Origin of the sequence: Paraburkholderia sp. BCC1886 (genome assembly GCF_900996245.1) — a bacterium.
GTDB lineage: Bacteria > Pseudomonadota > Gammaproteobacteria > Burkholderiales > Burkholderiaceae > Paraburkholderia.
Genome location: NZ_CAAJGK010000033.1, coordinates 80919 through 105996 on the forward strand (window position 1 = coordinate 80919; position 25078 = coordinate 105996).

General features: G+C 60.2%; 23 protein-coding genes. 9 read left to right on the top strand and 14 right to left on the bottom strand.

All coding sequences use genetic code 11. The features are described 5' to 3' along the window. Nucleotides 1-101 precede the first annotated feature (101 nt). The 3 genes from FQ746_RS03130 to FQ746_RS03140 all read left to right on the top strand — a co-directional run bounded on the left by FQ746_RS03130 (nt 102) and on the right by FQ746_RS03140 (nt 3648). The gene (locus FQ746_RS03130; RefSeq protein WP_144107460.1) at nt 102-1517 is read left to right on the top strand and encodes an MmgE/PrpD family protein; all 1416 of its coding nucleotides are present in this window, start codon (nt 102-104) and stop codon (nt 1515-1517) included. Nucleotides 1518-1526: 9 nt separating this feature from the next. Then, nucleotides 1527-2891: an MFS transporter gene (locus FQ746_RS03135; protein ID WP_144107461.1), complete on the top strand. Its 1365-nt coding sequence runs from the start codon at nt 1527-1529 to the stop codon at nt 2889-2891. A 190-nt stretch (nt 2892-3081) separates the two neighbouring features. Further along, entirely contained in the window at nt 3082-3648 is a 567-nt protein-coding gene (locus FQ746_RS03140) for an FUSC family protein (RefSeq protein WP_144107462.1), read from the top strand. Here FQ746_RS03140 and FQ746_RS03145 read toward each other — a convergent pair. The 8 genes from FQ746_RS03145 to FQ746_RS03180 all read right to left on the bottom strand — a co-directional run bounded on the left by FQ746_RS03145 (nt 3630) and on the right by FQ746_RS03180 (nt 13030). Then, nucleotides 3630-4382 (bottom strand): ABC transporter ATP-binding protein, encoded by a 753-nt coding sequence (locus FQ746_RS03145; RefSeq protein ID WP_144107463.1) that lies wholly within the window; start codon nt 4380-4382, stop codon nt 3630-3632. The genes FQ746_RS03140 and FQ746_RS03145 overlap by 19 nt on opposite strands. Then, a complete protein-coding gene (locus tag FQ746_RS03150; protein ID WP_144107464.1) occupies nt 4379-5257 on the bottom strand; it encodes an ABC transporter ATP-binding protein in 879 nt (292 codons plus the stop codon). Before FQ746_RS03150 ends, FQ746_RS03145 begins: the two co-directional genes overlap by 4 nt. Before the next feature lies 1 nt (nt 5258). Continuing rightward, nucleotides 5259-6173: a nickel transporter permease gene (gene nikC / locus FQ746_RS03155; RefSeq protein WP_144107465.1), complete on the bottom strand. Its 915-nt coding sequence runs from the start codon at nt 6171-6173 to the stop codon at nt 5259-5261. A gap of 64 nt (nt 6174-6237) precedes the next feature. Next, nucleotides 6238-7278, bottom strand: coding sequence for an ABC transporter permease (locus FQ746_RS03160; protein WP_409932360.1), 1041 nt, complete (start codon nt 7276-7278; stop codon nt 6238-6240). Between the two features lie 81 nt (nt 7279-7359). Continuing rightward, complete coding sequence (locus FQ746_RS03165) at nt 7360-8967, bottom strand: ABC transporter substrate-binding protein (protein ID WP_144107467.1); 1608 nt, start codon at nt 8965-8967, stop codon at nt 7360-7362. A 63-nt stretch (nt 8968-9030) separates the two neighbouring features. After that, a complete protein-coding gene (gene ddpX / locus FQ746_RS03170; protein ID WP_144107468.1) occupies nt 9031-9594 on the bottom strand; it encodes a D-alanyl-D-alanine dipeptidase in 564 nt (187 codons plus the stop codon). A 297-nt stretch (nt 9595-9891) separates the two neighbouring features. Beyond that, nucleotides 9892-12069, bottom strand: a complete 2178-nt coding sequence (locus FQ746_RS03175) for a TonB-dependent receptor (protein WP_260853868.1) — start codon at nt 12067-12069, stop codon at nt 9892-9894. A gap of 598 nt (nt 12070-12667) precedes the next feature. After that, a complete protein-coding gene (locus FQ746_RS03180; protein ID WP_144107470.1) occupies nt 12668-13030 on the bottom strand; it encodes a winged helix-turn-helix transcriptional regulator in 363 nt (120 codons plus the stop codon). A 133-nt stretch (nt 13031-13163) separates the two neighbouring features. On the opposite strand from FQ746_RS03180, the gene FQ746_RS03185 reads away from it, so the two are divergent. Beyond that, the gene (locus FQ746_RS03185) at nt 13164-13799 is read left to right on the top strand and encodes a glutathione S-transferase N-terminal domain-containing protein (protein WP_144107471.1); all 636 of its coding nucleotides are present in this window, start codon (nt 13164-13166) and stop codon (nt 13797-13799) included. 70 nt (nt 13800-13869) lie between these two features. Here FQ746_RS03185 and FQ746_RS03190 read toward each other — a convergent pair whose 3' ends face one another. From FQ746_RS03190 to FQ746_RS03200, 3 genes are read right to left on the bottom strand one after another with little or no spacing between them, the layout of a single operon-like run. Then, nucleotides 13870-14424: a TetR/AcrR family transcriptional regulator gene (locus FQ746_RS03190; RefSeq protein ID WP_144107472.1), complete on the bottom strand. Its 555-nt coding sequence runs from the start codon at nt 14422-14424 to the stop codon at nt 13870-13872. A 34-nt stretch (nt 14425-14458) separates the two neighbouring features. Then, nucleotides 14459-15175 carry a GNAT family N-acetyltransferase gene (locus FQ746_RS03195; RefSeq protein WP_144107473.1) on the bottom strand — a complete coding sequence of 239 codons (717 nt, stop codon included), beginning with the start codon at nt 15173-15175 and terminating at the stop codon, nt 14459-14461. 44 nt (nt 15176-15219) lie between these two features. After that, nucleotides 15220-16101, bottom strand: coding sequence for an NmrA family NAD(P)-binding protein (locus FQ746_RS03200; protein ID WP_144107474.1), 882 nt, complete (start codon nt 16099-16101; stop codon nt 15220-15222). Between the two features lie 241 nt (nt 16102-16342). On the opposite strand from FQ746_RS03200, the gene FQ746_RS03205 reads away from it, so the two are divergent. After that, nucleotides 16343-17347 (top strand): alpha/beta fold hydrolase, encoded by a 1005-nt coding sequence (locus FQ746_RS03205; protein WP_144107475.1) that lies wholly within the window; start codon nt 16343-16345, stop codon nt 17345-17347. Between the two features lie 62 nt (nt 17348-17409). Then, nucleotides 17410-18402 (top strand): alpha/beta fold hydrolase, encoded by a 993-nt coding sequence (locus FQ746_RS03210; protein WP_144107476.1) that lies wholly within the window; start codon nt 17410-17412, stop codon nt 18400-18402. 47 nt (nt 18403-18449) lie between these two features. Here FQ746_RS03210 and FQ746_RS03215 read toward each other — a convergent pair whose 3' ends face one another. The 3 genes from FQ746_RS03215 to FQ746_RS03225 form a co-directional block, all read right to left on the bottom strand. After that, nucleotides 18450-19613: a M20 aminoacylase family protein gene (locus FQ746_RS03215; protein ID WP_144107477.1), complete on the bottom strand. Its 1164-nt coding sequence runs from the start codon at nt 19611-19613 to the stop codon at nt 18450-18452. A gap of 31 nt (nt 19614-19644) precedes the next feature. Then, nucleotides 19645-20874: a diaminopropionate ammonia-lyase gene (locus FQ746_RS03220; RefSeq protein WP_144107478.1), complete on the bottom strand. Its 1230-nt coding sequence runs from the start codon at nt 20872-20874 to the stop codon at nt 19645-19647. A gap of 70 nt (nt 20875-20944) precedes the next feature. Next, nucleotides 20945-22084 (bottom strand): branched-chain amino acid ABC transporter substrate-binding protein, encoded by a 1140-nt coding sequence (locus FQ746_RS03225; RefSeq protein ID WP_144107479.1) that lies wholly within the window; start codon nt 22082-22084, stop codon nt 20945-20947. 182 nt (nt 22085-22266) lie between these two features. On the opposite strand from FQ746_RS03225, the gene FQ746_RS03230 reads away from it, so the two are divergent. The 3 genes from FQ746_RS03230 to FQ746_RS03240 all read left to right on the top strand — a co-directional run bounded on the left by FQ746_RS03230 (nt 22267) and on the right by FQ746_RS03240 (nt 25030). Beyond that, nucleotides 22267-22764 carry an Lrp/AsnC family transcriptional regulator gene (locus FQ746_RS03230; RefSeq protein ID WP_144107480.1) on the top strand — a complete coding sequence of 166 codons (498 nt, stop codon included), beginning with the start codon at nt 22267-22269 and terminating at the stop codon, nt 22762-22764. Nucleotides 22765-23299: 535 nt separating this feature from the next. Beyond that, nucleotides 23300-23845 carry a hypothetical protein gene (locus FQ746_RS03235; RefSeq protein WP_144107481.1) on the top strand — a complete coding sequence of 182 codons (546 nt, stop codon included), beginning with the start codon at nt 23300-23302 and terminating at the stop codon, nt 23843-23845. Between the two features lie 54 nt (nt 23846-23899). After that, on the top strand, nt 23900-25030 hold the full coding sequence (locus FQ746_RS03240; RefSeq protein ID WP_144107482.1) for a porin: 1131 nt from the start codon (nt 23900-23902) through the stop codon (nt 25028-25030). Nucleotides 25031-25078: the final 48 nt, after the last annotated feature.

Consider the following 25078-nt stretch of genomic DNA (forward strand, 5'->3'; position numbering starts at 1 on the left):
ATAATAATGACCCGGCGTGCAATTCACAAACGCACCGCAACTGGGGATACTGGGCGCACAGCGAAGTCATCAAAAATCAGTCATAGAACGTGGGGAGACCGATGAACCAGCACAAAGACGTAGGCGCTAACCCTTATACGGGCGCCATGGCCGCATTCGTCGCGGACTTGCAGTACGAAGCGATTCCGGCCGAAGTGCTGGCGCGTATCAAGCTGTTGATTCTCGACTCACTCGGCTGCGCGCTGTTCGGCGCAGGCTTGCCATGGAGTCGCATTCTTGCGGACACGCTGCAGCAGGTCGATTCGACACCGGGCTCGCAGGCGTGGGGCATGCCGCTGCGTTTGTCGGCGCCGCATGCCGCGCTGTTGAATGGCACGCTAATCCAGAGTTTCGAACTCGACGACGTGCATCGCGTCGGCGTCCTGCACGTGGGGGCGGTGACGTTGCCGGCCGTGCTCGCGGTTGCCGAACTGCTCTCCCCGGGTTCGCCGATGACGGGTCGCGAATTCCTGCGCGCCTGCGTGGCCGGTTATGAAGTAGGTCCGCGCGTCGGCATGTGCATGGGACCAGAGCATATCGCTCAAGGCTGGCATTCGGGTGCAACGGTCGGCGTGTTTTCGGCGGCAGCGGGCGCAGCCGCCGCGTTGCGTCTCGACACCCAGCAGACGGTGCACGCGCTGGGCATCGGCGGCACGCAGGCGTCGGGGCTGATGGCCGCGCAGTTCGGCGCAATGGTCAAACGCATGCACGCGGGCCGCGCCGCGCAAAGCGGCTTATACGGCGCGCTGCTGGCCAGAAACGGCTTCACCGGTATCGTCGACGTATTCGAAAACCCGTACGGCGGTTTTTGCAGCACGTTCTCGCGCTCGACAGACCGCTTCGATCTGGGCCAACTCGTCGACGGACTCGGCGAGCGCTTCGAGACGATGCGAATTGCGCTCAAATTCTATTCGTGCGTGGGCAGCAACCACACCACACTCGACGCGATTCGCGCCATGCAGGCAAGACATCCTTTCGGCGCGGACGATATCGAACGCATCGTCGTGCATGGCTCGCGCGTGACAGTCGATCACGTGGGCTGGAAATACGTGCCGCAAGGTTTGACGTCGGCGCAGCTGAATCTGCCCTATTGTGTGGCCACGTTGCTGCTGGAAGGCGATGTATTCGTCGACCAGTTCAGCGAAGAGAAGGTGGCGGACCCGCAACGTATGGCGTTGGCCGATCGCGTACAGGTGGTGGAAGATCCGGCGATCACGGCACGCGGCTCGCTGTTGCGCCACATGGTGCGCGTCGAGGTCATGCTACGCGACGGCACGCGGCTCGAAGAGACCGTGGAGTCGCAGCGCGGCAGCGAGCATGCCTTTGCAAGCGAAGCGGATATCGTCGGAAAGATGCGCAAGCTGGCCGGGCATCGCATCGACGCAACGCAGATTGCGCGCATCGTGGACTGGGTCATGCACGCCGAAGACCAGACCGACGCCAGCGAACTCGCGCGACTTCTTGCGCTCGCCGCCTGAGGAGGTCACGTGGCCGCTACCGCGCACACCGTCAGCCCCTCCATTACGTCCGCCGCACGGCGCGAGCGGTTACGTTCGATTATCGGCGGCAGCGCCGGCAACGTCATCGAGTGGTACGACTTTCTCGCGTATTCGATCTTTTCCATTTACTTCAGCAAGGCGTTCTTCCCCGGCGGCAATCAGACTGCGCAATTGCTGAACGCGGCAGCGGTGGCGGCTATCGGCTACGTGGTGCGGCCGCTTGGAAGCTGGGCTATCGGCGCGCTCGCGGACCGGCGCGGACGGCGCGTCGCGTTGAGCGTCTCGGTTGCGATGATGAGCGTCGGCTCGCTGATCATCGCGCTGACGCCGACCTACGCGACGATCGGCGTGGCAGCACCCGCGGTGCTGATATGCGCGCGTCTGCTGCAAGGCTTCAGCATGGGCGGGGAAGCCGGCACGAGCGCGACCTATCTGAGCGAAATGGCGCCGACCGGGCGACGCGGATTCTTCGTCGGCTTCGTTCAGGTGACGGTGGTAATGGGCCAGCTTCTGGCGCTCGCGCTGATGCTCGTCCTGCAACGGTTCGTGCTGACTTCCACCCAGCTGGAACAGTGGGGATGGCGGATTCCGTTTGCGATCGGCGGTGCACTGGCCGTGTTCGCGCTCTATCTGCGACGTGGCATTGCGGAGACCGATGCGTTCGAACGCGAAGGCGTGATTGGATCGGGCCTCGAGCCGGATGGTGCTTCTCCGGCGGCGACGCAGCGCGGCAGTCTGCTGGAGCTATTGATCCAGCACCGGCGCCAGACGCTCTGGACGATCGGCATCAGCATCGGCGGAACCGTTGCGTTCTACACGTTCACGATCTATCTGCAGAAGTTCATGGTCAACAGCACGGGCTTCAGCCGCGATACCGCAACGCTGATCGCTACGTCAGCGCTCGTCATTTACATGGGTTTCCAGCCGCTCTTCGGCCTGCTGTCCGACCTGATCGGAAGACGGCCGGTCATGATGATCTTCGGCGTAGGCGGCACGTTCCTCACCGTGCCGCTCATGCACGCGCTTGGCACGACCCATAGCGCGTTCACCGCGTTCGCACTGAACCTGGCGGCACTGGCTATCCTGAGCGGCTTTTCTTCGATCCACTGGCTCGTGAAGTCGGAGCTTTTTCCTGCCAGGGTTCGTGCCCTCGGGGTCGGCTTGCCGTTTGCAATCGTGTCGTCGGTGATGGGTGGCACGACCGAGTACCTCGCTTTGCGCTTCAAGCATGAAGGTCACGAATCGTGGTTCTTCTATTACGTCAGCGTCTGCGCCGCGATATCGCTCATCACGTATGTACTCATGCCGGAGACGCGGCACCGCTCGGTGATCGACGAGGAAGCGCGTCGTTGAAAACCGGCGCAGGCACCGCCGCGGAAGAACTAACATCCCGGTATCTATGACCCAGAGTCATAGGATCGCAACACACCTTATCCGGCGGATCCGAGCTGCGTACACTCCTTGTCAAAGCACTGCGCCACGGGCTGTTCCCAGCAGCGGCAACACACCGTGAGTGGCCTCTGTTCGACAAGGAGTGATCTGGATGAAGCCCGCGGCACATTCAACGGTAATGCCGACGGCAACGTCGCGTGAGGGCCCATACGGGGTGGCTGGCCGCGAGTCTGAACGCCTGACCGCGGTTGTCTTCGCAATACGCTGCGCGGCGGCCGCGGCGCTCAGCTATCAGCTATCCCGTTTCTTCCAGCTGGATGAGCCGGTCTGGGCAGCGATGTCGGCTTTGATCGTCTCGCAGGCACGGTTCGGTGAAACGCAGTTGCTGTCGAAAGGTCGCATTCTCGGCTCCCTGTTCGGCATTGCCGTCAGCGTTGCAGTGCATGCGAGCGCTCTGGTCGTTCACGTTCCTGTCGTTATCCAGATGGCTATCGCGGTCGGCATATGCGCTGTTCTTACCCAGAAGCTGGCGACGTTGCGGGTCGCCGTCTGGACCTGTCCGGTGGTACTGCTTGCGTCCACCTCCTCGTCTGCGGTGATGGCGATCGCGTTGAACCGTGGCGCGGAAATCATCTCGGGCGTTCTGGTAGGTCTCGCCATGCATTGGCTGTCCGACCGGATACCGTATCGACGAGGCAGTCAGGTTCCGCGCCGATAGCCCGTGGTCGCTAGTAACAGGCTGCGGGTGTACTCATGCTCGACCTGTTGCGCGCGAATGGATGCGATATCGCACTGCTCGAGAATCTCGCCATTGCGCATGACCGCGACGCGCGAACAGAGAAACCCGACCACGGCGAAGTTATGGCTGACGAGCATCATCGTCAGATTGCGTTCCCGATGAAGCCGTCGCAGAAGGTTCAGAATCTCGGCCTGCACGGACACATCGAGCGCCGAGGTCGGCTCATCGAGCAGCAGCACGCGCGGCTCGAGAATCAGTGCCCGTGCGATCGAAACCCGCTGTCGCTGCCCCCCGGACAACTGATGCGGATAGCGGAAGCGATAGGCCGGACCCAGTCCGACTTCGTGCAACGCATCGACGATGCGGCCGTCCTGCCGGTCGATACCGTTGATCGTCAACGGCTCGCGCAAGGTCTGATCGACGGTGAAGCGCGGGTGCAGCGAGCCGTACGGATCCTGAAACACCATCTGCACCTCGCGTCGAAACGAGCGGACGATCTTCTCTCCAGGAACATGCGAGCCGATTCTCATCCGACCGCCGGCAACCGGTGCGAGTCCCGCCAACGCACGCAAAATGGTCGACTTGCCTGAACCCGATTCGCCCACCAACCCGAAAACTTCTCCTTCGCCGACCTGAAAGCTCGCGTCGCGCACGGCGTCGACGTAGCCGGTCTTTGTTTTGAAGCGGACTGTGAGGGCATCGACATCGATCATGTCGCGGTCCCTGTTGGTTGAACGAGCCAGGCCGCGTCGCGCTCGAGCACGGGCAGCTCATCGGGTGGGTCGACAAGGGGCGGATTCGCCGCGAGCAGGCCGCGCGTATAAGGATGCTGCGCGTGAATGAGATCGCGTGCCGCACAGGTTTCCACCACGCGCCCGGCGTACATGACGACGACGCGATCGCAGAACGACATCACGAGCGGCAGGTCATGGCTGATAAAAATAAGTCCTGTGTCGTGCTTTTCGATCATCTCGTCGAGCGTGCCGAGCACCTGCATCGAGACCAGTACGTCGAGCGCGCTGGTCGGCTCGTCGGCGACGAGAAGTCGTGGTCCCGAAGACACCATCATCGCGATCATCACGCGCTGTCCCATGCCGCCCGACAACTCGTGCGGATAGGTGTCGGCCACCCGCTCGGGATCGCGGATATGTACGGCCGCCAGCGCCGCGACGATTTTCTCGCGCATCTCGCGCCGGCCCAGCTTCGGGCCATGCAGCCCGAACGCTTCGCGCATCTGCTGCGCGACGGTCATGACTGGGTTCAGCGAGTATTTGGGGTCCTGCAGGATCATGCCCATCTGCCGTCCGCACAGTTGCCGGCGCTTGCGTGCCGACATAGCCAGCAGATCCTGGCCGTCGAACTTCATCGTCTTCGCCTGGTATTGCGCGGCAGGCGGCAGCAGGCCGAGCAGCGCGCGCCCGGTCAGCGATTTCCCCGAGCCGGATTCGCCGACGATGCCAAGCCGCTCGCCGCGATGAAGCACCAGCGAGAGGCCGCGTACGGCTGCGATCAGTTCGCCGTCGTGACCGCGAAAGCCGATCCGCAGGTCGTCGATCTCACACAGGGGTTGGCTCGTATCGGCTTGCATGTCAGTTTCCATGGCGCGGATCGAAGACGTCGCGCAGACCGTCGCCCAGCAGATTGAAGGCGAGACTCACCAGCAGAATGGCAATGCCCGGGATGGTCGCCACCCACCACGAATCGAGCAGCACGTTGCGGCCCGACGCGACCATGTACCCCCACTCGGGGCTTGGCGGTTGCGCGCCGAGACCGAGAAACCCGAGACCCGCAACGGTGAGAATGATGCCCGCCATATCGAGCGTCGCACGCACGATCACCGACGACGAACACAGCGGCACGATATAGCGCAGCAGGATCCGCCTCTGCGAGGCACCCTGCAGCCGCGCGACGTGAATGAAATCGGCCTGCACGAGCCGCAAGGTCTCTGCCCGCGCAAGACGCGCGTAGGGCGGCCACGCCGTAATCGAAATCGCGATCACCGCATTGATCACGCCCGGTCCCAGTGCTGCCGCAAACGCGAGCGCCAACACGATTTTCGGAAACGCGAGCGCCACGTCGGTGATGCGCATCAGCGCGTTATCGATCCAGCCACCAGAAAAACCGGCAGCGGTACCGATGAGAAGACCCACTGGGACCACGATCACGACGACCAGAATCGCAATCGACAGCGTGAGCCGCGAGCCGTCGATCAGCCGGGAGAGGATGTCGCGGCCGAGCTGGTCGGTGCCGAACCAGTGCGATGGCGAACCGGGGGGCAGAAGGCGGTCGGAGAGAACCTGTTGCAGAGGATCGTGTGGCGCGATCAGCGGGCCGATTGCCGCGACGACGATCAGCACGACGAGAATCGCCAGGCCGAACACGGAGAGCGGATTGCCCGCGAAGCGTCGCCAGCGCCGGTAGGCGAGCCCGAACGCGGCCTGTTTGCGCGACGCCGGTGTGTCGGTGAGCAGCCAGTCTTTCCATCGTCGGGGCGGGGCATTCATCGGCCGGTCCTGCGTTTGCTTTTGATGGATGGAAGGGCGGCGCACGGAATAGACAGGCTGAAATTCATCGCGCGCGCGGATCGAAGACACGATAGAGCGCGTCCGTCAGCAGATTGAGCGCGATGAACGTGACGCCGATGACGAGTGTGCTGCCGAGCACCGCGTTCATATCGGCATTGAGCAGCGCGCCAGTCAGATACGAGCCGATGCCGGGCCACGCGAAGACGATTTCGGTCAGTACCGAACCTTCGAGCAGGTAGCTGTACGTGAGCGCGATGATGGTCAACAGCGGGACGGCGATATTGCCGAACGCGTGACGCCAGATCACACGTCGCTCGGAGAGGCCTTTTGCGCGTGCCGTCGTGATGTACTCCTGGTTCAGCTGTTCGAGCATGAACGACCGCGTCATCCGGCTGAGATAGGCGACCGAGTAGTAGCCGAGAATCGCCGCCGGCAGGGCGATATGGGAGAACGCATTGAAAAACACGTCCCATTCGCCCGCGATGAGCGAGTCGACCAGCAGGCTCCCCGTATGCGTGTCGACCATACCGTCGAACATGGGATCGACGCGGCCTGGGCCTGCGACCCAGTGCAGCTTCGCGTAGAACAGCAGCAGTCCCATCAGTCCGAGCCAGAACACCGGCACCGAACTGCCGACGAGCCCGATAAAGCGGGCGACGTGATCGACCCAGCGGTTGTGGCGCACGGCGGCCACGACGCCCAGCGGCACGCCGATCAGCACGCCGATGACGGTCGCCAGCGTCGCGAGTTCGAGCGTCGCCGGGAACACGCGCTGAATGTCTTCGATGACCGGGTGCGCCGTGAGCAGCGACATGCCGAAGTTGCCATGCAATACATCGCGCACGTAGATCAGGAACTGCGCGGAGAGCGGCCTGTCGAGCCCGAGTTGCACGCGTGCTGCCGCGTAGGCCGTCGCCGAAGCCCGATCGCCGAGAATCGCCAGTACCGGGTCGATCGGGATCTTGCGTCCGATCACGAACGTCACCGCGAGCAAGCCGGTGAAGGTGATCACGAGCGTGAAGATCCAGCGCACGAGACGCAGGAGCCAGCGGGCACTGGCACTGTCAGCCGACAGCGCGCGCATGCGCCCGAGAGTCGTGAGAGGAGTCGACATGATGAATTTCCCGCCGAAGGCAGAACCGCAACGGTTTCGCCTTCGCCTGCGTTACTGCTTCTTAAGGTCGCGATACGACACGAGGTCGTTGATCGGACCCACTTCGAGTCCCGTCACGCCCGGCCGCGCGGCGACTTGCGAAACCTGCTGGAACATGATCACGAAGGGGGAGTTAGCCAGCACCTGCTTCTGCATCGTCTGATACAGTTCGGCGCGCTTCGCGGTCGACGATTCGGCAAGCGCCGTGTTGGTCTCCTTCGTCAGATCGGGGATGTCCCACGAGTTGCGCCAGGCGAGCATCTTGTAGGCGGATTTATCGGAGTTGTCCGGATTCCACGTGAAGCCCTGCGCATTGCTGTGCGGGTCGATGTAGTCGGCCGACCATTCGCCGATATAGATGTCGTGCGAGCGCGAACGATACTTGGCGAGTGTCTGCTTGTTGTCGCCCGGGATCATCTGAACCTTGATACCGGCCTGGGCGAGATTGGCCTGCACGGCCTCGGCAATTTCGCCGTACGGGTAGCCGTTGCGCACATCCATCGTCACGGAGAAGCCATTTGGAAGCCCGGCTTTTGCCAGCAATGCTTTGGCTTTGGCGACGTTCTGCTGGTAGGGGTTCGTGTTCAGTGCGCCGAGAAAGCCTTCGGGAAGGAAGGTTTCGTGCACCTTGTAGGTGGTCTTCGCGACATTGCTCTGAATGCCGTTGTAGTCGATCAGCCACTTCATGGCCTGCTGGACGTCCGGTTTGGCCAGATTCGGATTCTTGACGTTCAGGCCGAGGTAGAGCAGCGTCGCCTGCGGCACGGCGCTCACGCGCGCCTTGCCGGACTTCGTCAATGCGACAAGATCGTCCGGGCTCAGGTTGCGCGCCACGTCGACATCGCCGTTCTCGAGCAGCAGGCGCTGGCTCGATGCTTCCGGCACGTGACGCAACACGATGCGCTTCATGGCAAGCGGTACGCGATAGCCGTCGAAACGCTGCAGCACGATGCTGTCGTTGGCCGTCCACTTCACCAGCTTGTAGGCGCCGGAACCCGCCTCGTTGGTGCGCAGCCAGTCGTTGCCGAAGTCATTGCCTTTCTGGTGAGAAAGCAGCAACTGCCTGTCTACTACCGATGCAGGCCACGCGCCGAGCACGTTCAGCACGAACGTCGGCGCGTATTTCTGGTCCGTCGTCACACTGACCGTCGTGTCGTCGATCTTCTTCACGTTATTGAGCACGTTCTCTCTGGTAAGGCCGATACCCTGCAGCACCGCAGCCGCCCCTTTGTCGAGCAGGACCGTGCGCTGGATCGACCAGGCGACGTCGTCGGCGCTCAACGGGTTGCCCGAGTGGAACTTGAGGCCGGAGTGAATCTTGAACGTGAAAGTGAGTCCGTCGGGACTGACGCTCCAGGATTGCGCGACATCGCCGTTGAACTTCGAGGGGTCTTTCAGATCGACGCGCACCAGCCGGTCGTAGGTATTCGCCACGTATTCTTCGGGCACCAGCTCGTAGACTTCGCCGGGATCGAGCGTCGTGAATTCGTCGAGGAAGGTCGCCATGACGAACATGTCTTTGGGCGTCGCCGCGGCGGCAGGACCGGCCATCGTGAACGTCAGGGTCGAGGCGGCGACGATCGCTGCTGCCGCCAGCGCATTGCGCAGTACCAGTTTCATACTCGCTCCATAAGGAATGGGGAGAGACTGCCGGGGAACAAGGAATGAGAATATCGGAAGCTGCTACATGAGGCGTAACGGGCCGCTGTCGGCGTTGTCGATCAGAGGCAGCGCCTGCGAGCCTGGCAACTCGTAATGCCACCATTCGCTCGCAATGTGCGTGAAACCGGCGGCGTACATGATGCCGAGCAGTAATAGACGGTTGCGCTGCACGTGCCCGGGCAGGCCGGGATGGAAGTGCTCGGAGTCGATCGTCATGGCGTCGAAGCCGGTGCCCATGTCGAGTTCGTTGCCATCGGCATCGAGCAGCGTCAGGTCGATTGCGGTGCCGCGGCTATGGTTGGAACCGCGACCAGGCTCGGCAACGTAGGTGGAATCCGGCAGGAAGTCCCACAACGCCTGCTGTGCCTGCGGTGGACGGTAGGCGTCGAAGATGCGCAGCGTCAGACCGGCGTTGCGGGCAATCGTGACCGCCTTGCGTAAAGCGGATTCGGCGGGTTCGAGCAACAGGCAGTGCGCCGTTCTGTAGATAGGCTTGCCGGTCAGGTTGCGATCGGTGGCGTAGACAAGGTCGATGTCGACGCCGTGCGTGGCGGGCGTGATTTCAATCAGTCGCGGTTCTGTCATGGAGGGCGCGGGGGATATCCATTCAATGAAAGACGGTGGCGCGCGAAGCGGTTCGATTCGGCCGGGCCTTTCGACCTGTCCGATTCTCGTCAACCAAAAAAAGACATGCCAGCCCCGTCACGCTGACTCGCAGTCGGGCACTGCAGCGCAGCGTCACTGAAGCGTATCGAAGTATAAACAGGAACGCGAGGACCGCGTCGTGGCGATGCCTCGCGTTCTTTTGCTGTCAGCACCCCGTACCTCACCGATTTTGCTTGTCGAGTGGGCGGGAACGGGGTCGGCAGCGGCTAGCTGCAATCAGAAATCGACCTGCGCCGAAACCAGCACCGTGCGCGGCGACGCATTCGTGACGTAGGTGCCTTGCTGGATCCAGTAGCGGCTGCCGAACAGATTCTCGATGTTCGCGCGCAACACGACGTCCTTGCTGGCGACCCGCGTGGTGTAGCGCAGACCGACGTCGTAACGCGTCCATGCCGGCAGACGCAGGGCGTCGCTCGAATCGTAGTATTGCGCGCCCGTGTGGATCATCCGGCCGTTGACGCTCAGGCCCGGTACCCATGGCAGGTCGTAATCCGCGCCGAGGTTGAAGGCGAATTTCGGCACGCCGCCCGGGTCGTTGCCGTCCTGCGTGCCGCCCGCGGTGCCCGACACCTTCGGATCGTAGAACGTCGCGCTCGCCATCAGACGCAGGCCACGATAGACCTCGCCGTAACCGGAAAGCTCGAGGCCGCGCACGCGGGTGCGGCCGTTATAGCCATACACGTTGGTCGTCGGATCGGTGACGGCGTTCGGTTGCGCGATCTGGAAGACCGACACCGAGGTCAGCACGCGGCCCCAGTCCGCCTTGACGCCTGCTTCGTACTGGTTCGACTTGTACGGTGCGAAGGCCTGTCCGGCGTTCGCGGTGCCGAAGGGCGCCGTGCTGCCGTTCGTGAGACCCGAGGTGAAGTTGCCGTACACGGAAATGTTCGACCAGGGCTTCACGACGATGCCGGCCAGCGGCGTGATCGCCTGCTGGTCGATGGTGCTCGACTGGGCGCCGGTGATCGGATCGTAATTGTCCTGCCCGATCGTCTGACGACGGAAGCCGCCCGTGATCAGCAGCCGGTCGTTGAAGAACGACATTGTGTCGATGACCTGCTGGCTGTTCAGCCGCGTCTGGCTGCTGCGGCCCATGTCCCCACGCGAGACGTCGACCGGCGCGAGCGGAGTCGGTGTGTACAGATTCGACGGCACCGTATCCGTATTCAGCGCGTAGAAGTAGCCGATTTCCTGGTTCAGGCTCGTCACGCCGGTGACCAGCGTGTGCTTGACACCGAAGGTATCGAAGTGGAAACGCAAGCCCGCGTCTACGGTCTTCGTACGCGTGTACTGGTCATAGTAGCCGTTGGCCACGTCGAACGCGCCTGCGTTGTTCATGTCTCCCGCGTACGGGAAGTTCTGTGCCGAGGTGCCGTAGTGTTCGCCCGCGGCGCCATAGACGGTCACGTACTGGTTGATGTCGTACTCGGCGCGCGTCATCACGGCCGTGTCGCGCAGCTTCAGCTTCGTGCCGGGGTACAGATTGTTGTAGGCGGACGGCACGGCAGGCACCGAGGTCGCCGTACCGAAGCCGATCTGCGAGCGGATCTCGTCGCTATTCTCCGAGACGTTGTACGCATCGAACGACCAGCGCAACTGCTTGCCGCGGTAGTCGAGCCCGATGGAGCTGTCGCCCTGCAACTGGTTGCCGTGCGCGATACCGGTCTGGCCGTCCTTGATTTCGCCGTTGAAGCGGATGCCCCACTGGCCTTCGTCGCCGAAGCGCCGGCCGATGTCCGCGTCCATGCCGAATTGTCCTTTCGACTGGTACAGAGCGGTGAGTCGCGTGAGTGGCGTATCGTCCGCGCGCTTGGTGACGATGTTGATCGCGCCGCCGACGCTACCGCCCGGACCCATGCCGTACTCGAGCGAGCCCGGACCCTGCAGCACTTCCACGCGTTCCAGCAGATTGACCGGCACCCGCGCGGCCGACACCATGCCGTACAGACCGTTCAGCGCGACGTCGGTTGCCTGCACGTCGAAGCCGCGAATCTGGAACACGTCGCCGAAGCCACCGCCGCTCTGCTCCGTGCGCACCGACGCGTTATTGATCACGATGTCGCCGATGGTGCGAGCCTGCGTGTCGTCGATCATCTGCTCGGTGTAATTGGTCGTGCTGAACGGCTGGTTCATTACGTTCGACGTACCGAGCACACCGACGCTGCCGCCTCGCGCGACCTGTCCGCCCGCATACGGTGCGGGCAGATCGCCGGGCGCTGCCGTTGCCTTGACGACCACGGCGGGCAATGCCTTGTCGGCGGATGGGGCGGAGGCTGTTCCCGACGCGGCGGCCTGCGTGGCGTCGCTGCCTGTCGCGGTCTGGGCATAAGCGCTGGCCTGCATCGCGGCGGCGGCAACGAGACCGACGAAGAGGCGGTCGACGGCAGAGTACACGGCAGTGCGCCGGCAGAGTTTCTGGTGTGCTTGTTGTTCGGACATAAAACCTTGATCTGATCGGAGCGGAATGGCGAAACCAGGCATTTGCAAATATCCGTTGTGCGAATGCGAATTGTTCGCAATTGTAAGGGTCTCGATTAATTGGGCGGCATAAAATTTAGGTCTTTGTAAAGATTTGTTGTGGCAATGCGACGCGCGTGCAGAGCGGCGGGCGGTCGGGACAGGCTTGCTGCTGCTGGCTTGGCGGTGAATTTGGGGCGGGGTAGGCAGAGTCTGACGGCTATGAACGTCACGCCGAGAGCATGCACGATTTCCGGAAGAAAGAAGGTCACGACGTAGATAACCGCGACGATGCCGCAGTACGCGAAACCTGGCAGCCAGACAAGTGGATTGCACAGAGTCTGCCAGGCTTTGCGATGAGCCGACGACGACCTGCCGCGCTGCTCTGGTGACCGACTCGCTGGGTCAGCCGCCGGTGACGTTCATCACCGGACAGTCGTCGTCATCGTCGAATAATCATCGGATTGCCGTGCGGCTTGGGATCACGCATCGGTTTTAGGCTGTTTCGTGAGCGGGCCGGTACGACGCCGGCCATTTAAATTTCTTCAGCAGGCTCCAGGTCCGATTGACGGGACACGAAAAGGGGGCGGCCCTTGAGCCAGAGGCCGAAGTCGCGCATGACTTCGACAACTGGCTTGAGCCGTTCACCGTCGTCTGTGAGTCGATACTCCACTTTGACGGGGACCTCTGCAAAGACCGCCCGCTGGATCAGACCGGCTTGTTCTAGCGCCCGCAAATCGAGCGTCAACATGCGCTGCGATATACCTGGCACATCACGACGAAGTTCATTAAAGCGTTTCGGACCGTCCACCAGATAAGACACCAGAAGCAAGCGCCATCGACCGCCTAGCAGACGCATTGCTTCTTCAATCGAACATCCCGTTGCAGTCTGTTTCATTGCTCAATCACCGGTATATTTTTTGTACCTATATCACAAACTTCTGCCTTCTTCTTTTTCCAGGCTTTGCACGCGATACTCCCTCGGCGTTGCTCGTAAGTTGAGCCGGTCTAATCATCGAGGGAAAAACTGCATGAAGCTTTATCACGCGCCCGGAAGCTGTTCACAGGCAATCTGCATCGTACTGCAAGAGACAGGGTTGAATGCCGAGATCGTCACGGTCGACGCGCGCCGGCATTTATTGCCAGACCGTACGAGCTTCTACGAGGTGTCCGATCTTGGTTATGTTCCGCTATTACAACTGGAGGACGGCACGTTTCTACGTGAGGGTACTGTTATCGCGCAGTACCTTGCGGACAAGTCTCCCGAATCACAACTAGCGCCCGCTCATGGTTCGATCGAGCGTTACAGGCTGCTTGAATGGCTCAACTTCCTGAGCACGGAGATTCATAAGGGCTTCATTCCGCTGCTTTATGCGGTGGCTGCAGGAAAGTGGGTCGATACAGCCGGGCCAAAGCTTCAAAGCAGATTTGGCTGGATTGACAGTCAACTGGCAGGCAAGCGGTTTCTGATGGGGGACAACTTCACGATTGCCGATGCCTACCTTTTCGCATTGACAGGCTGGGGCACCGCTTCATGGATGAAATCGGTCTACAACGCGAATATCGATCTCAGTGCGTACCTTCACGTGCGGGAGTGGTATGAGCTGGTCAGGGAGAGACCTGCTGTTCAGCAAGTCTTGCAGGAAGATGGTTTGCTGGCACTGTGAAGTCACGTACACCGCGTGAGATACGCGCGGTGCGCTGGAGATTAGGGTGTAACTTCGTGCCCGCGCGACCTCAATCGTACATCTTGAGTACTGCCGCAAGTGCTCCTCCGATTATCCGGTCCGACAGAACCGGGTCCTTCACTGCGCGAGCGAGCGCGATCGAGCCGACCCAGGTGCTGAAAATCATCACCGCTCTTTCCTGAGCGTCATCCGCCTCGGGCAACGACTGTGCGAGCAGATCGATGATTCCGCTGACTCGTTGAGTGAATACTTCGCGGGTTGCATCGGGAGCGCGTGCTACATCGTTGACCAACGCTGAAATTGGACACCCTCGACCGAGGTTGTTCCGATGACTCGTCGACACATAGGTGCTTGCCGCGCGCTGCGGTTCCGTTCTGAGCGCGTCCTGAATATGCTCGATGTCCCGCAGCGCGAGGATAAAAGCCTCCGTCACGAGCGCATCGCGAGATTCGAAATGCTTGTAGAAGCCGCCGACGGTTAGACCGGCTTCATTCATGATGTCGCCGACGCTAATTCCGTCGATACCGCGCTCGCGGAAACGGCGTGCCGCGACCTCACCGATCCGTTGGTGCGTGGCCTGTTTATCAGCTTGTGAGTGTCCCATTTTTTTTCCGAAGATGCGTTGTCCCGCGATTCGATCAGCTCGCGTTAGCCGACGACGTCACGATGGCCGTTAAATGCAGGGTTCTGGAAACACGAAAGCCGATTTCCCGATACAGTCGAACGGCGCCCACATTGCTGATGAACACATGAAGAAACGGTATCTTGTTGCGTTCCTGAATGGTTGCCGACAGATGCTCCATCAGCAGCCGACCCAGTCCCCGACCACGCCACTCCGGGTGCGTGCACACGGCGCTGATTTCGACGTATTGGCCGGCAGTCATTCTTTCGCCCGCCATCGCTACCAGCTCGCCGCGCTCCCTGATACCGAAGAAGTGGCCCAGTTCGTTCGTGCGGGCGCTGAATGGTCCAGGTTCGGCGAGCCCGGCGAGCCGGAGCATATCAGCAGCGTTGTCGACGCCGAGTCGCACGATCCGCCGATCGGACGACTCGGCAAATCCGCGGGTAGCAACCATCTGGTTTGCCACTGCTTCGCGCACTATGTCGAAGCCGGGCGGCAAGTCCGGTTTCTCCTCCGTGAAGAACGAAAGACGCTGCGCTGGCTGAAGCATCGCTGCAACCTGTGAGACGCTCTGCGCATCGTAATGTTGCGCGGCCCCGAACGGTGCAAATTCCGGGTGATACCGGGCCGCGCCTGCGCGGCGCTCTACAAAGGCTTCAGGCGCCTCGGTCAGCGCGATCCATACGGGATTCACCAGATATTCTTCAGTTGCCACTTCACTGGAGGACTGCATGACAAGCTCCTGTTGTATTCGTCTTCCTGGCCAGGAAACGGTGTTCAGGCGAACAGCGCCGCGTGATTCCTGATGAATGTTTTGACCGTCATCGGCGCAGTACCGGTCAATTCCTCAATGAAAGAATTGGTGCCTGCAAAGATGCCTGTCTGGTAATCGACTGCAACCGACAGCAGATGCTGCGCGAAGGTGTCGCTAAATTTTGCATCGGTGGCGAGGCGCTGTCTGAACATGTCGAGATCGACAGGTTGATAGGTCACCGTTCTTCCGAGTGCCTCGCTCATCTCTGCCGCGATCTCATGGTGGTTCATCTCGACCGGCCCGTACAGCGAATAGACCTTGCCTGCATGCGGTACCGGATTGCGGAGGATGGCGGCAATCACGCGACCCTGATCTTCGGCTGCGATCGGCGCGTGCCGCCCATCGCCAAACGGAAGGCGCAACACGCCGTCCTTCTTGATGCTCGCAACCTGGCCCGGATAGGTCAGCCATTGCGCGAAGAACGTGGGGCGAAGATGCGTGACCGGCGTACCGGCCCAGTCGAAGACCCGCTCCGAGATCCAGTGGTCTCGCGCGGCATGACTTTTCGCTTCACGACGGGCCGAAATTTGCGACATGTTCACGATGGATTCGATCCCGGTCTCGCGGGCCGCTTGTGCGAAGGAAGCGCTGGCCGCGATACCGCCTGCCTCGATCGGATAAACGAAATACGCCGATGAGATGCCCTGAAGCGCGCGTGAGACATCGTCGATATCGGAGAGATCGCCAATCAGCACCTCGACGCCTTGCGCGCGCAGTCGTTCTGAGCGGGCATCTTCGCGTCGTACCAGGGTCCGAACCTGTTCGCCCGCAGCCAGAAGGGCCGTTGTCGCGGCTCCGCCCGTGTCGCCCGTCGCGCCTGCGATAAAGAATTGTCGTGAAGTCATGTGTAAGCTCCGCTCAGTTCACTGAATGGGACGGTAATGAATGCACCGTCACCGGATGTGAAGTGGAGTGTAGTCGTAATCCTGAGCGAGGATTGATGAGGAATCTCGTACCAGTCTTTTGCAGAATGCGGCTCTCGACGCGGGAGGTTAGCCCGTTAAGCTGCGTTTGCGAACCCACGCTGCAAATGCAATCGAAGCCCCCGTTTTTCGCAACGACCGCCTCCCGGAGAATGCTCCTGCCATGATCGCCCGTACCTTCGCTTCATCCCGTCATTCCACCCGCTATTGGGAGGCCGGTCCTGCCGATGGGCCGCTGATGATCTTCCTCCACGGCTGGCCCGGCATCGGTCTGATGTGGCGCGCTCAGATCGAAGCGTTCGCGAAGGAAGGTTGGCGCTGCGTTGCGCCGGACATGCGCGGCTACGGGGGATCGTCGGCGCCCGTCGCGCCCGATGCCTATGCGCTCGAGGAGATCGTCCACGACATGGTCGAGCTTCATGACCATCTGGGCGCGAGTCCGGCAATCTGGATCGGCCATGATCTGGGAAGCCCGGTGGCCGCGGCGCTTGCTGCACATGACCCGAAGCGCAGTCGCGGGGTCGTGCTCGTCTCCGTTCCGTATATGCCCGGGAGCTTCGGGTTGCGCAGCCTGTTGCCTCTGGTCGACCGGACGCTGTATCCCGCTGAGAATTATCCCGACGGGCAATGGGACTATTACCGCTTCTACCTGACGCATTTCGATCAGACTGTGACTGACTTCAATGCAGACATCGCGTCTTCACTGGCGGCGATTTACCGCTCTGGAGACGCGCAGTCCGTGGACCATGTTTATCGTTCCGCGCAGGTCTCGGGCAATGGCGGCTGGTTCGGTGCGGCACATCGTGCGCCGGCTGTAGCGCCGGACGCGGCGCTCTGGCCACCGGCCGATTTCGACGCGCTGGTCGATACCTTCCGTGTCAATGGTTTCCGGCCGGGTAACGCCTGGTATCTGAACGACGATGCCAATTACACGTACGCTCAAAGTGCTCCCGATGGTGGTCGGCTGAGCCAGCCCGTGCTGTTCGTGAATGGCGAATTCGATGGAATTTGCGACATCACCCGTAGCGCGCTCGGCGAGCCCATGCGAAACGCCTGCGCGGATCTGTCTGTAATAACGCTGGGCGCGGGCCACTGGTTACCGCTTGAAAACAAGGCTGAACTCGTCCAGGTCATGCGCGCCTGGCTCGAAGAAAAAGGGCTGTCGTAACCATTACGGACGTATGCTGACCCGCATACGGTCTTCGACGTCGACTAAAGGAGTGACATGTAATGAGTGCCTCGAATACCAATGACCTATCCGCAGATTCCAGGGATGGCATCAAACACTACGACATTGCGACCAACGGCATTACCCTGCATGTCACGGAGCAAGGGGAGGGGCCAGCCGTGCTGTTCTGCCACGGTTTTCCCGACACGTCCTACACGTGGCGTCAGCAGATGAAGGCCATTGCGGCTGCCGGATATCGAGCCATTGCGCCGGATATGCGCGGCTACGGTCGCAGTTCCGCACCGGCCGATGCAAACCTGTACACGCCGTTGCACACGGCTGGCGACCTGGTGGGTCTGCTCGATGCGCTAGACATTCCCCGCGCCGTCCTTGTCGGTCATGACTGGGGGGCGACGCATGCGTGGAACGCGGCGCTGATGCGCCCGGACAGATTCGCAGCGGTCTTCTGCCTCAGCGTCCCTTACGTGCCGCGCGGCGACGTCAGTGTTTTCGACAGAATGCGCACGGCCGGACTCGAAGACAGGTTCTATATGTTCGAGCAGATCCGGGCCGACGCCGACGACATCTGGGCCGACGCCGCGGTGACCATTCCCGGCATTCTGTACTGGGCATCGAGCAGCGCTCCAGCCGGCCAGCAGTGGAGTCCAATGGACCCCGCGCGAAGCCTTCATCGCGCGGCAGCTGGCGCATTGCCCTCGTGGGCTGCACCGGATTACGTCGCGCATAACATCGCGGAATTCCAGCGGACAGGGTTTCACGGCGGATTGAACTATTACCGTGCGGCAGAGCCCTATTTTGCTTTGTCCGGCCCCTGGAAAGGCGCGAAGATCGTCCAGCCGGCGTTTTTTATATGGGGCAAGTCGGACGGCCTCAGAGAGCTGTATCCGATTGGACTCGACGACCTTCGCGTTGGTTTGCCAGGCCTCGTGGGAAGGCTCGAACTCGATAACGTAGGACATTGGGTGCAGCATGAAGCCGCCGCAGCCGTTAGCGACGAGCTACTGAAGTTCCTGCGTACCGTCGATCACGCATAGCGGCCCGTTCATTGCAACGAGCCACCTGAGCGGACTGATTGCAGGCGTCATCGCACCGGTAATTCGAGCCGCGCTATTTCTGCGAAGTAGCTGGCGCCGACGCAGAGAATGTCGTCGTTGAAATCGTAGCTCTCGTTATGTAATGGGGTGCCTCCCTGGCCGCTCTCCATCCCATTGCCGATAAAGATAAAATTTCCCGGGACGATCTGAAGAAACGCGCCGAAGTCCTCCGACACCATCATTGGCTGGACATTCGCGTCGACGTTGTGCGCTCCGGCAACGTTGGAAGCGGCCGTGACGGCAAGATCGACGAGAGCCGGCGTGTTCACCGTAGGGACGAATTCGCGGGTGTATTCAAAGTCACACTCCACGCCGTGCGTCCGGCAGATTCCTTCGCTGATTTCTCTCATGCGGGTTTCGAGCAGCTTCTGGACTTCCGGCAGGTAGCTCCGCGTGTCGCCCTTGATGACGACGTTCGACGGAATCACGTTGCGCAAACCGTCCGTGACCAGTTCGGTGCAGGAGATAACCGCAGAGAGACTCGGGTCGAGATTGCGCGAAACAATGGTCTGCAAGGCCAGAACGATTTGCGACGCGATGACGATCGGATCGATGCCCATATGCGGTCGCGCCGCGTGGGTGCCTTTCGCCTTGATATGAATGACGAAGTTGTCCTCGCTTGCCATGATGCCGTTGGCGCGGGTGGCGAAACGTCCGACCGGCAAGCCGGGCATATTGTGAGCGCCAAAGATGGCTTCCACCGGAAACCGCTCGAATAGTCCATCGGCAATCATCGCCTTCGCACCGCGACCGTGCTCTTCCGCGGGTTGAAAGATGAACCGGATGGTCCCGTCGAAGTCGCGTCGCTCGGCGAGCAGCCTCGCAGCGCCCAGAACCATCGCCATATGCCCGTCATGGCCACATGCATGCATCTTGCCCTTCGTGCATGACGCGTAGGCCCTGCCTGGCGCGTTCTCCGAGATATTAAGCGCGTCCATGTCGGCGCGAAGACCGATCGCCCGTGTGCCGTTACCCACTTTGAGATTAGCTACGAGTCCGGTGCCGCCGATGTTGCGATGAACTTCGAGGCCGAGCGTTCGGAGAATCTTCGCAACATAGTCGGACGTCTGGATTTCTTCGAAGCCGGTCTCCGGATTTCGATGCAGTTGTTGGCGCCAACCCTTCAGTTGCTCCTGCAATGACATTTCCATGATGTTCTCCCTGGCCTTTGCCATTGGTGCTTTAGTGTTCTAACGCCTTCGTCCATTCGCGCTGCCGCGCGAGGACCGATTCTGCAGACTCGCCGACCAGGTCGCGATACACGGTCGGTGCCGTCGCTCCCTCGGTGCCGATGACGAGGATCTGAGAATCGGGACCGAGTCCCGCAGCAGTGGCTAGTTCTGGGTTGCGCATCAACACGGTCAACCCCGCGACACCCGCGGCACCCGATTCACCCACGACGAGCGGCACGTCGTGCCGAGTCCCGGTGGAGAGCGTGCGCATCGCGTCGATGGCGTCGTCATCGTCGATGGTCATGAACTGGTCGATGCAGCGCTCCAGAATTTTCCAGGCGAGCGGCGAGGCCTCGCCACAAGCGAGCCCCGCCATCACCGAGTCGACTGTGCCGGTCGCAGTAGTGGCATAGCCAACCATGGCGCTCTGGTAGAGGCAGTCTGCCTGTTGCGGCTCGACGACGATAAATTGCGGACGCTTTGCGCCATAGTGTTCCCAGAAATAGCTTGCGACGCCTGCAGCGAGACCACCGACGCCACCCTGAAGGAATACATGGCTAACAGGTGAGTCCGAAGTATTGCTGTCGAGCTGGGCGATGGTTTCGCCGGAAATCACGCCATAGCCTTGCATGACATCGCGGGGAATGGTTTCGTAACCCTCGTACGACGTGTCGGAGACCACGTGCCAGCCGTTCTCATTCGCGAGCTTTGCCGCATACGCGACCGACTCGTCGTAACCGCCTGGGATACGGATGATTCTTGCGCCGTACCGGGCGATTGCATGCTCGCGTTCGATGCTGACGTTGGCATGCAGGACAATCACACACTGGCAACCGATATCCCGCGCAGCCGCAGCGAGCGATTTACCGTGGTTTCCATCGGTCGCGCTGATCACCGTCACATTGGCCAGTAGCGGGGCAAATTTCCCTTCGATCAGCTCGCGTGGATTCAGGTCGTGCGTGTACCATTGCCGCAGCAGGAGACGCATGAGTGCAATGGGTGCACCAAGGGCCTTGAAGCTGCCAAGCGGGGAGCGGAACGATTCGTCCTTGAGCCTGAGGCTTGCCACGCCTAACGCAGCGGCCATGTCGGGCAGTGACCACAGCGGCGTGGGCGAGCGGCAGATCTGGTCCCAACTGGATAGCCACACGCCGCTTTCGTCTGCTGCGCTTTTGTTCAGAATGGCTCGCAGCGCCTCAGGGTAGGTAGCCCGCGTCGAGCGGGGATTGGTTAAAAGCATCGGGATAACTCCGTCATACACCGAAGCGAAAGCCTCGCGTTTAAACAGGAACGGCTGATGTTGGCCTCGACTATTTCCGTACCACGGACTTGTCTATCCATTCGCCGTTCGCGAACTGGCGCACTGTAATTGCGCCATTGCGTATATCTCCGGCCTGGTCGAACTGGATTGGACCCGTCACGCCGTCGAGCTTGATCGACTGCAGTTTCGCAAGGTACACCTTCGGATCCGTTGAATCGGCGGCTTGCATCGCAGCCGCTATCGTCATGACGGCGTCGTAGGCATACGGCGCATACAACTGGACCGGCGCGTTGAACCGCTTCTCATACTGGTTGAAAAATGCCTGGCCCTTTGGCATCTGCGACGCAGGGACGCCAGCCAGGGTGCAATACATATCGCTGGACATCGCCGTGCCCGCGAGCTTGATGAACTGCGGTGTGCATGCCTCGTCGCCCGCGATGAACTTCACGTCGAGACTAAGTCTACGCATCTGTTGCGCGAATGCGGCCGCCTGGGTGTCGCCGCCAGTAAAAGCTATGCCGTCCGGCCTACGACTCTTGATGCTCGTCAGAATGGCCATCCAGTTAGTCGTCTTGTCCGTTCCGAACTCGCGGTCGATGACAGTGCCTCCGTTTGCTTTGACGGCCTTTTCTATCTCATCGGCCAGGCCCTGTCCGTAAGCAGTGCGGTCGTCCACTATGACGACGTTGCGGGCCTTCAGGTCATGCACGAGATACGCTCCCATTACCGACCCTTGTCGGACGTCGTTGGCGACCATCCGGAAGACGCTCTTCAAACCTTGTTGGGTCAACAACGGATTGGTCGCCGACTCGGTAATCATCGGGATGCCGGCGTTCGCATAAATGGTGGATGCGGGTATCGATGTACCCGAGTTGGCATGTCCAACCACCCCCGCCACCTGATCATCGACCAGCTTCTGGGCAACCGTCACCGCAGTCTTGGGGTCGGCAGCGTCGTCCTGCGAATCCAGAGCGAAGGTGATGGACTGTCCGCCAATTTGCAACTTCCGTGCATTCAAGTCTTCGATTGCAAGGCGCACGCCATTCTCGTCTTCCTTCCCGAGATGCGCGAGCTCTCCAGTCAGTGGGGAAGCCTGACCAATTTTCACCGTCGTATCTGCCAACGCTATGGTCGAAGAGGCGATGACCGAGACAACGAGAAGAGTTTGAGAAAGCTTTCTGATTTTCATGGCTGGAGAGTATGGCTAAGAGAGTTTTAATCCATCGTCGATGCGTCGAGAAGGTCAGCGTCTGCCAGGCTGGACGAGGCTTGCAGCGCTGCAGGACATAAATCACGCTTGACACAGAGATTTTATTGCGGGACAAAGTTGATAATTTATTTATAAACGCGTCTATTTCGAGAAAAATTCTCATGGCCACGATCTCGCGCAATATTGAACTCGACGACTTCGACGTGAAGATTCTTGCCATCGTCCAGCGGGACAATCAAACGCCCCATCGGGAGATAGGCCAGCAAATCAACCTGTCGGTACCATCGGTCGCGCGTCGTTTGCAGAAGCTCAGGAGCACAGGGGTGATTGCGGCGGACCGGAGCGTGCTGAACCCGAACGCGCTCGGCGCCCGGGTCACGATCATCACGCATGTCCAGGCAGAAAATGAAGCAATCGAGTTGCTCGATGCAATGAAGGCAAGATTTGAAGCATGCGAGCAGGTCCAGCAGTGTTATTACGTAACGGGCGACGTGGACTTCATCTTGATTTTCTGTACGCGCGACATGGACGAATACACTTCGCTGACAAGGTCGCTATTCTTTGCTGAGGGGAACGTCAAAAGCTTCCGTACCTATGTCGCCATGGAGCGAGTGAAGTCGACGCTCAATGTTCCAGTGGGTTCGAAAGGGATGGTTTAGGAAGTCCCGGGTTACCGACGTACATCACAACGCCGCTGGCTCTGCAAGGTTAGCCGGCGCGAATCTGCTCGACGAACACAACCACAACTTCCACGTAGCAGGTCCGCCTGAGGCGAGCCGGGCGCTTCCTGGCGTGCCGGTACCGGGGCGTTTGCTTTCTCTTCGTTAAGCCATCTGATTTGTTTATCGACTCCAGGCAAGTTGGTCGACGCCGCGTGCCATTGCAAAACGCGATATTCGTAGATGAGCCGTGCTGGATAAGGCTCCACGATTTCAAAACGCCTGCTTTTCGATCGTCTTTAGTCGAAAGACCCGCTTTTTAGACAGGCGCTTAAGGTTAAACCCGGATTATCAGCCCAAGGTCCATTTGGGCTACTTTCACGTTCAGTTGTCGAGGGCTGACAGTATCCGGGAGCACCAGCTCACAAACGAAAAATCAAAACGATTCTGGCTGGTGGAACCCGACAGCGCGGCTCGTGCAAATAAGAAAAATGCACACGCTTAATCATCTACTACATCGAAGGAGACTGAATTCATGAACAACAACATTAGCGCCAGTACCCGGGATCTCGACGCCGGTGGCCGGAGTGGCGAGAAGGGGCACCCTGACGCGGCCACGATTTTCCGCGTCGGCGCGCAGGCGGGTCTCACAGGCGCCATCGTTATCTGGATTTATGAGGCGGTGGTTTGGGTCGGCGTGCAACACCTCATGCCGATGGGCGGCATACCGCGCAATGCGACGGGGCTCGTGTTCGGCAAAGCGTTTCAGGAATCAATTGGAATCTGGGCCTATGTATTGGGCACTGTCATCCATTTCACTTTTGCTATCGCGTGGGGTGTTGCATTCGCAGCGATCTGGCCGTCGCTACGCAAGCGCGGATATGAAGCCACCTTGGTCGCGTTGTTCTATGCGATCCTGGCGTGGATCGTGATGCACGTGGCTATTTCTATTTCTTCCAGCAACCACCCGAACTACTTCGATCCTAATGTGATCATCGGTGGCTTCATGTCTCACTTCTGTTTTACGATTCCGCTCGCTCTGGTCGTGAAGAAAAAACTCGCCGCATATAGTCCGCGATGAATGTCCAGATGTATCTGGAGTAGATAAAAAATAATAGAAGCAGGAGGAGAAATCATGCCGTTGAATCACCCTAAAAAAGTACTATTCCTGATTGTGGTGTTGTGTGGTATTGCAGCGCCGTTCCCTGGGTACGCCCAGTCGTCCGTCACGCTCTACGGGATACTCGACACTTTCGTGGGGTATCAGTCCGCGCAGAGCGGCGGATCTCACAAGTCGCTCACTGTACTGGGCAACAACGGGGAATTGACCAGTCGTTGGGGTATCAAGGGCGCCGAGGATATCGGCAATGGCTACAAGGTCACGTTCGACCTCGAGAACGGATTCGATCCCGGAACTGGAAATGTGCAGAACGCTTATCGCTTCTTTGACCGGCAGGCGTGGGTGGGTGTAACTGGTGCGTTTGGTGAACTTCGGTTCGGCCGCCAGAACACACCGATGTTCGCGTGGAGCGGAAATATGGATGCTTTCAGCGCCGCCACGTACGGTTCCGGTTATAACAATTTCGCTAACTGGCTCGCTCGTGTCGATAACGACCTGGCCTATATCTCGCCAAAATTCTTCGGGACGAACATCGAGGCACACTACTCGGTAGGCGGCAAGCCTGGAACGCTTGCGGGTAATGCGGTGTACCAGTTCGGTATGCAAAGCGTTCAAGGACCGGCTTACATCGCTCTGGCGTACCTGAATGCGGCAAACCAGACGAATACCGTGCGCGTGCAGGAAATCATGGCCGGTGGAAATGTGGACTACGGCCGCGGCAAGGTCTACTTGGGTTATTTCCGGGCCAACGATGTGATTTCTGCCACGACCGGTAACGCGCTGAGCAATCCGGCAGGCAAGTACGATCCGTCGGTCGGCCCCGTCGGCAATATGCCGGGACAATGGCACAGTACCTATTCGCTGTCGGCCGATTACCGGTTCAGCCCGTTTTTCAGCGCGGGTCTGGGCTACGCGTTTATCAAGGATAGTTCGGCTCTCGGGAACAACGCGCAGCAGTTTAGTGGCATCGTCAATTACGATCTGTCAAAGGCGACACGTCTTTATGGTGTTGTCTCGAGGCTGAATAATTCGCATGGCGCACAGTACAAGATGGCAGGCGCCAGCATCACCACCGGGTCGTTTCTTACGCCGGATAAGGGCGCCAATGAGACTGGCGTGCAAGTGGGGATACGGCATCTGTTCTGACGTACCGGCCGGCCTCCGAAGGGCTTGGCGAAAGCCGTTGAAAAATTG

Excerpts from the sequence above, each read along its gene's own strand:
- FQ746_RS03130 (WP_144107460.1), top strand. The coding sequence starts at position 102 with ATGAACCAGCACAAAGACGTAGGCGCTAACCCTTATACGGGCGCCATG.
- FQ746_RS03140 (WP_144107462.1), top strand. The coding sequence starts at position 3,082 with ATGAAGCCCGCGGCACATTCAACGGTAATGCCGACGGCAACGTCGCGT.
- FQ746_RS03145 (WP_144107463.1), bottom strand. The coding sequence starts at position 4,382 with ATGATCGATGTCGATGCCCTCACAGTCCGCTTCAAAACAAAGACCGGC.
- FQ746_RS03150 (WP_144107464.1), bottom strand. The coding sequence starts at position 5,257 with ATGCAAGCCGATACGAGCCAACCCCTGTGTGAGATCGACGACCTGCGG.
- nikC (WP_144107465.1), bottom strand. The coding sequence starts at position 6,173 with ATGAATGCCCCGCCCCGACGATGGAAAGACTGGCTGCTCACCGACACA.
- FQ746_RS03160 (WP_409932360.1), bottom strand. The coding sequence starts at position 7,278 with ATGCGCGCGCTGTCGGCTGACAGTGCCAGTGCCCGCTGGCTCCTGCGT.
- FQ746_RS03165 (WP_144107467.1), bottom strand. The coding sequence starts at position 8,967 with ATGAAACTGGTACTGCGCAATGCGCTGGCGGCAGCAGCGATCGTCGCC.
- ddpX (WP_144107468.1), bottom strand. The coding sequence starts at position 9,594 with ATGACAGAACCGCGACTGATTGAAATCACGCCCGCCACGCACGGCGTC.
- FQ746_RS03180 (WP_144107470.1), bottom strand. The coding sequence starts at position 13,030 with ATGAAACAGACTGCAACGGGATGTTCGATTGAAGAAGCAATGCGTCTG.
- FQ746_RS03185 (WP_144107471.1), top strand. The coding sequence starts at position 13,164 with ATGAAGCTTTATCACGCGCCCGGAAGCTGTTCACAGGCAATCTGCATC.
- FQ746_RS03190 (WP_144107472.1), bottom strand. The coding sequence starts at position 14,424 with ATGGGACACTCACAAGCTGATAAACAGGCCACGCACCAACGGATCGGT.
- FQ746_RS03195 (WP_144107473.1), bottom strand. The coding sequence starts at position 15,175 with ATGCAGTCCTCCAGTGAAGTGGCAACTGAAGAATATCTGGTGAATCCC.
- FQ746_RS03200 (WP_144107474.1), bottom strand. The coding sequence starts at position 16,101 with ATGACTTCACGACAATTCTTTATCGCAGGCGCGACGGGCGACACGGGC.
- FQ746_RS03205 (WP_144107475.1), top strand. The coding sequence starts at position 16,343 with ATGATCGCCCGTACCTTCGCTTCATCCCGTCATTCCACCCGCTATTGG.
- FQ746_RS03210 (WP_144107476.1), top strand. The coding sequence starts at position 17,410 with ATGAGTGCCTCGAATACCAATGACCTATCCGCAGATTCCAGGGATGGC.
- FQ746_RS03215 (WP_144107477.1), bottom strand. The coding sequence starts at position 19,613 with ATGGAAATGTCATTGCAGGAGCAACTGAAGGGTTGGCGCCAACAACTG.
- FQ746_RS03220 (WP_144107478.1), bottom strand. The coding sequence starts at position 20,874 with ATGCTTTTAACCAATCCCCGCTCGACGCGGGCTACCTACCCTGAGGCG.
- FQ746_RS03225 (WP_144107479.1), bottom strand. The coding sequence starts at position 22,084 with ATGAAAATCAGAAAGCTTTCTCAAACTCTTCTCGTTGTCTCGGTCATC.
- FQ746_RS03230 (WP_144107480.1), top strand. The coding sequence starts at position 22,267 with ATGGCCACGATCTCGCGCAATATTGAACTCGACGACTTCGACGTGAAG.
- FQ746_RS03235 (WP_144107481.1), top strand. The coding sequence starts at position 23,300 with ATGAACAACAACATTAGCGCCAGTACCCGGGATCTCGACGCCGGTGGC.
- FQ746_RS03240 (WP_144107482.1), top strand. The coding sequence starts at position 23,900 with ATGCCGTTGAATCACCCTAAAAAAGTACTATTCCTGATTGTGGTGTTG.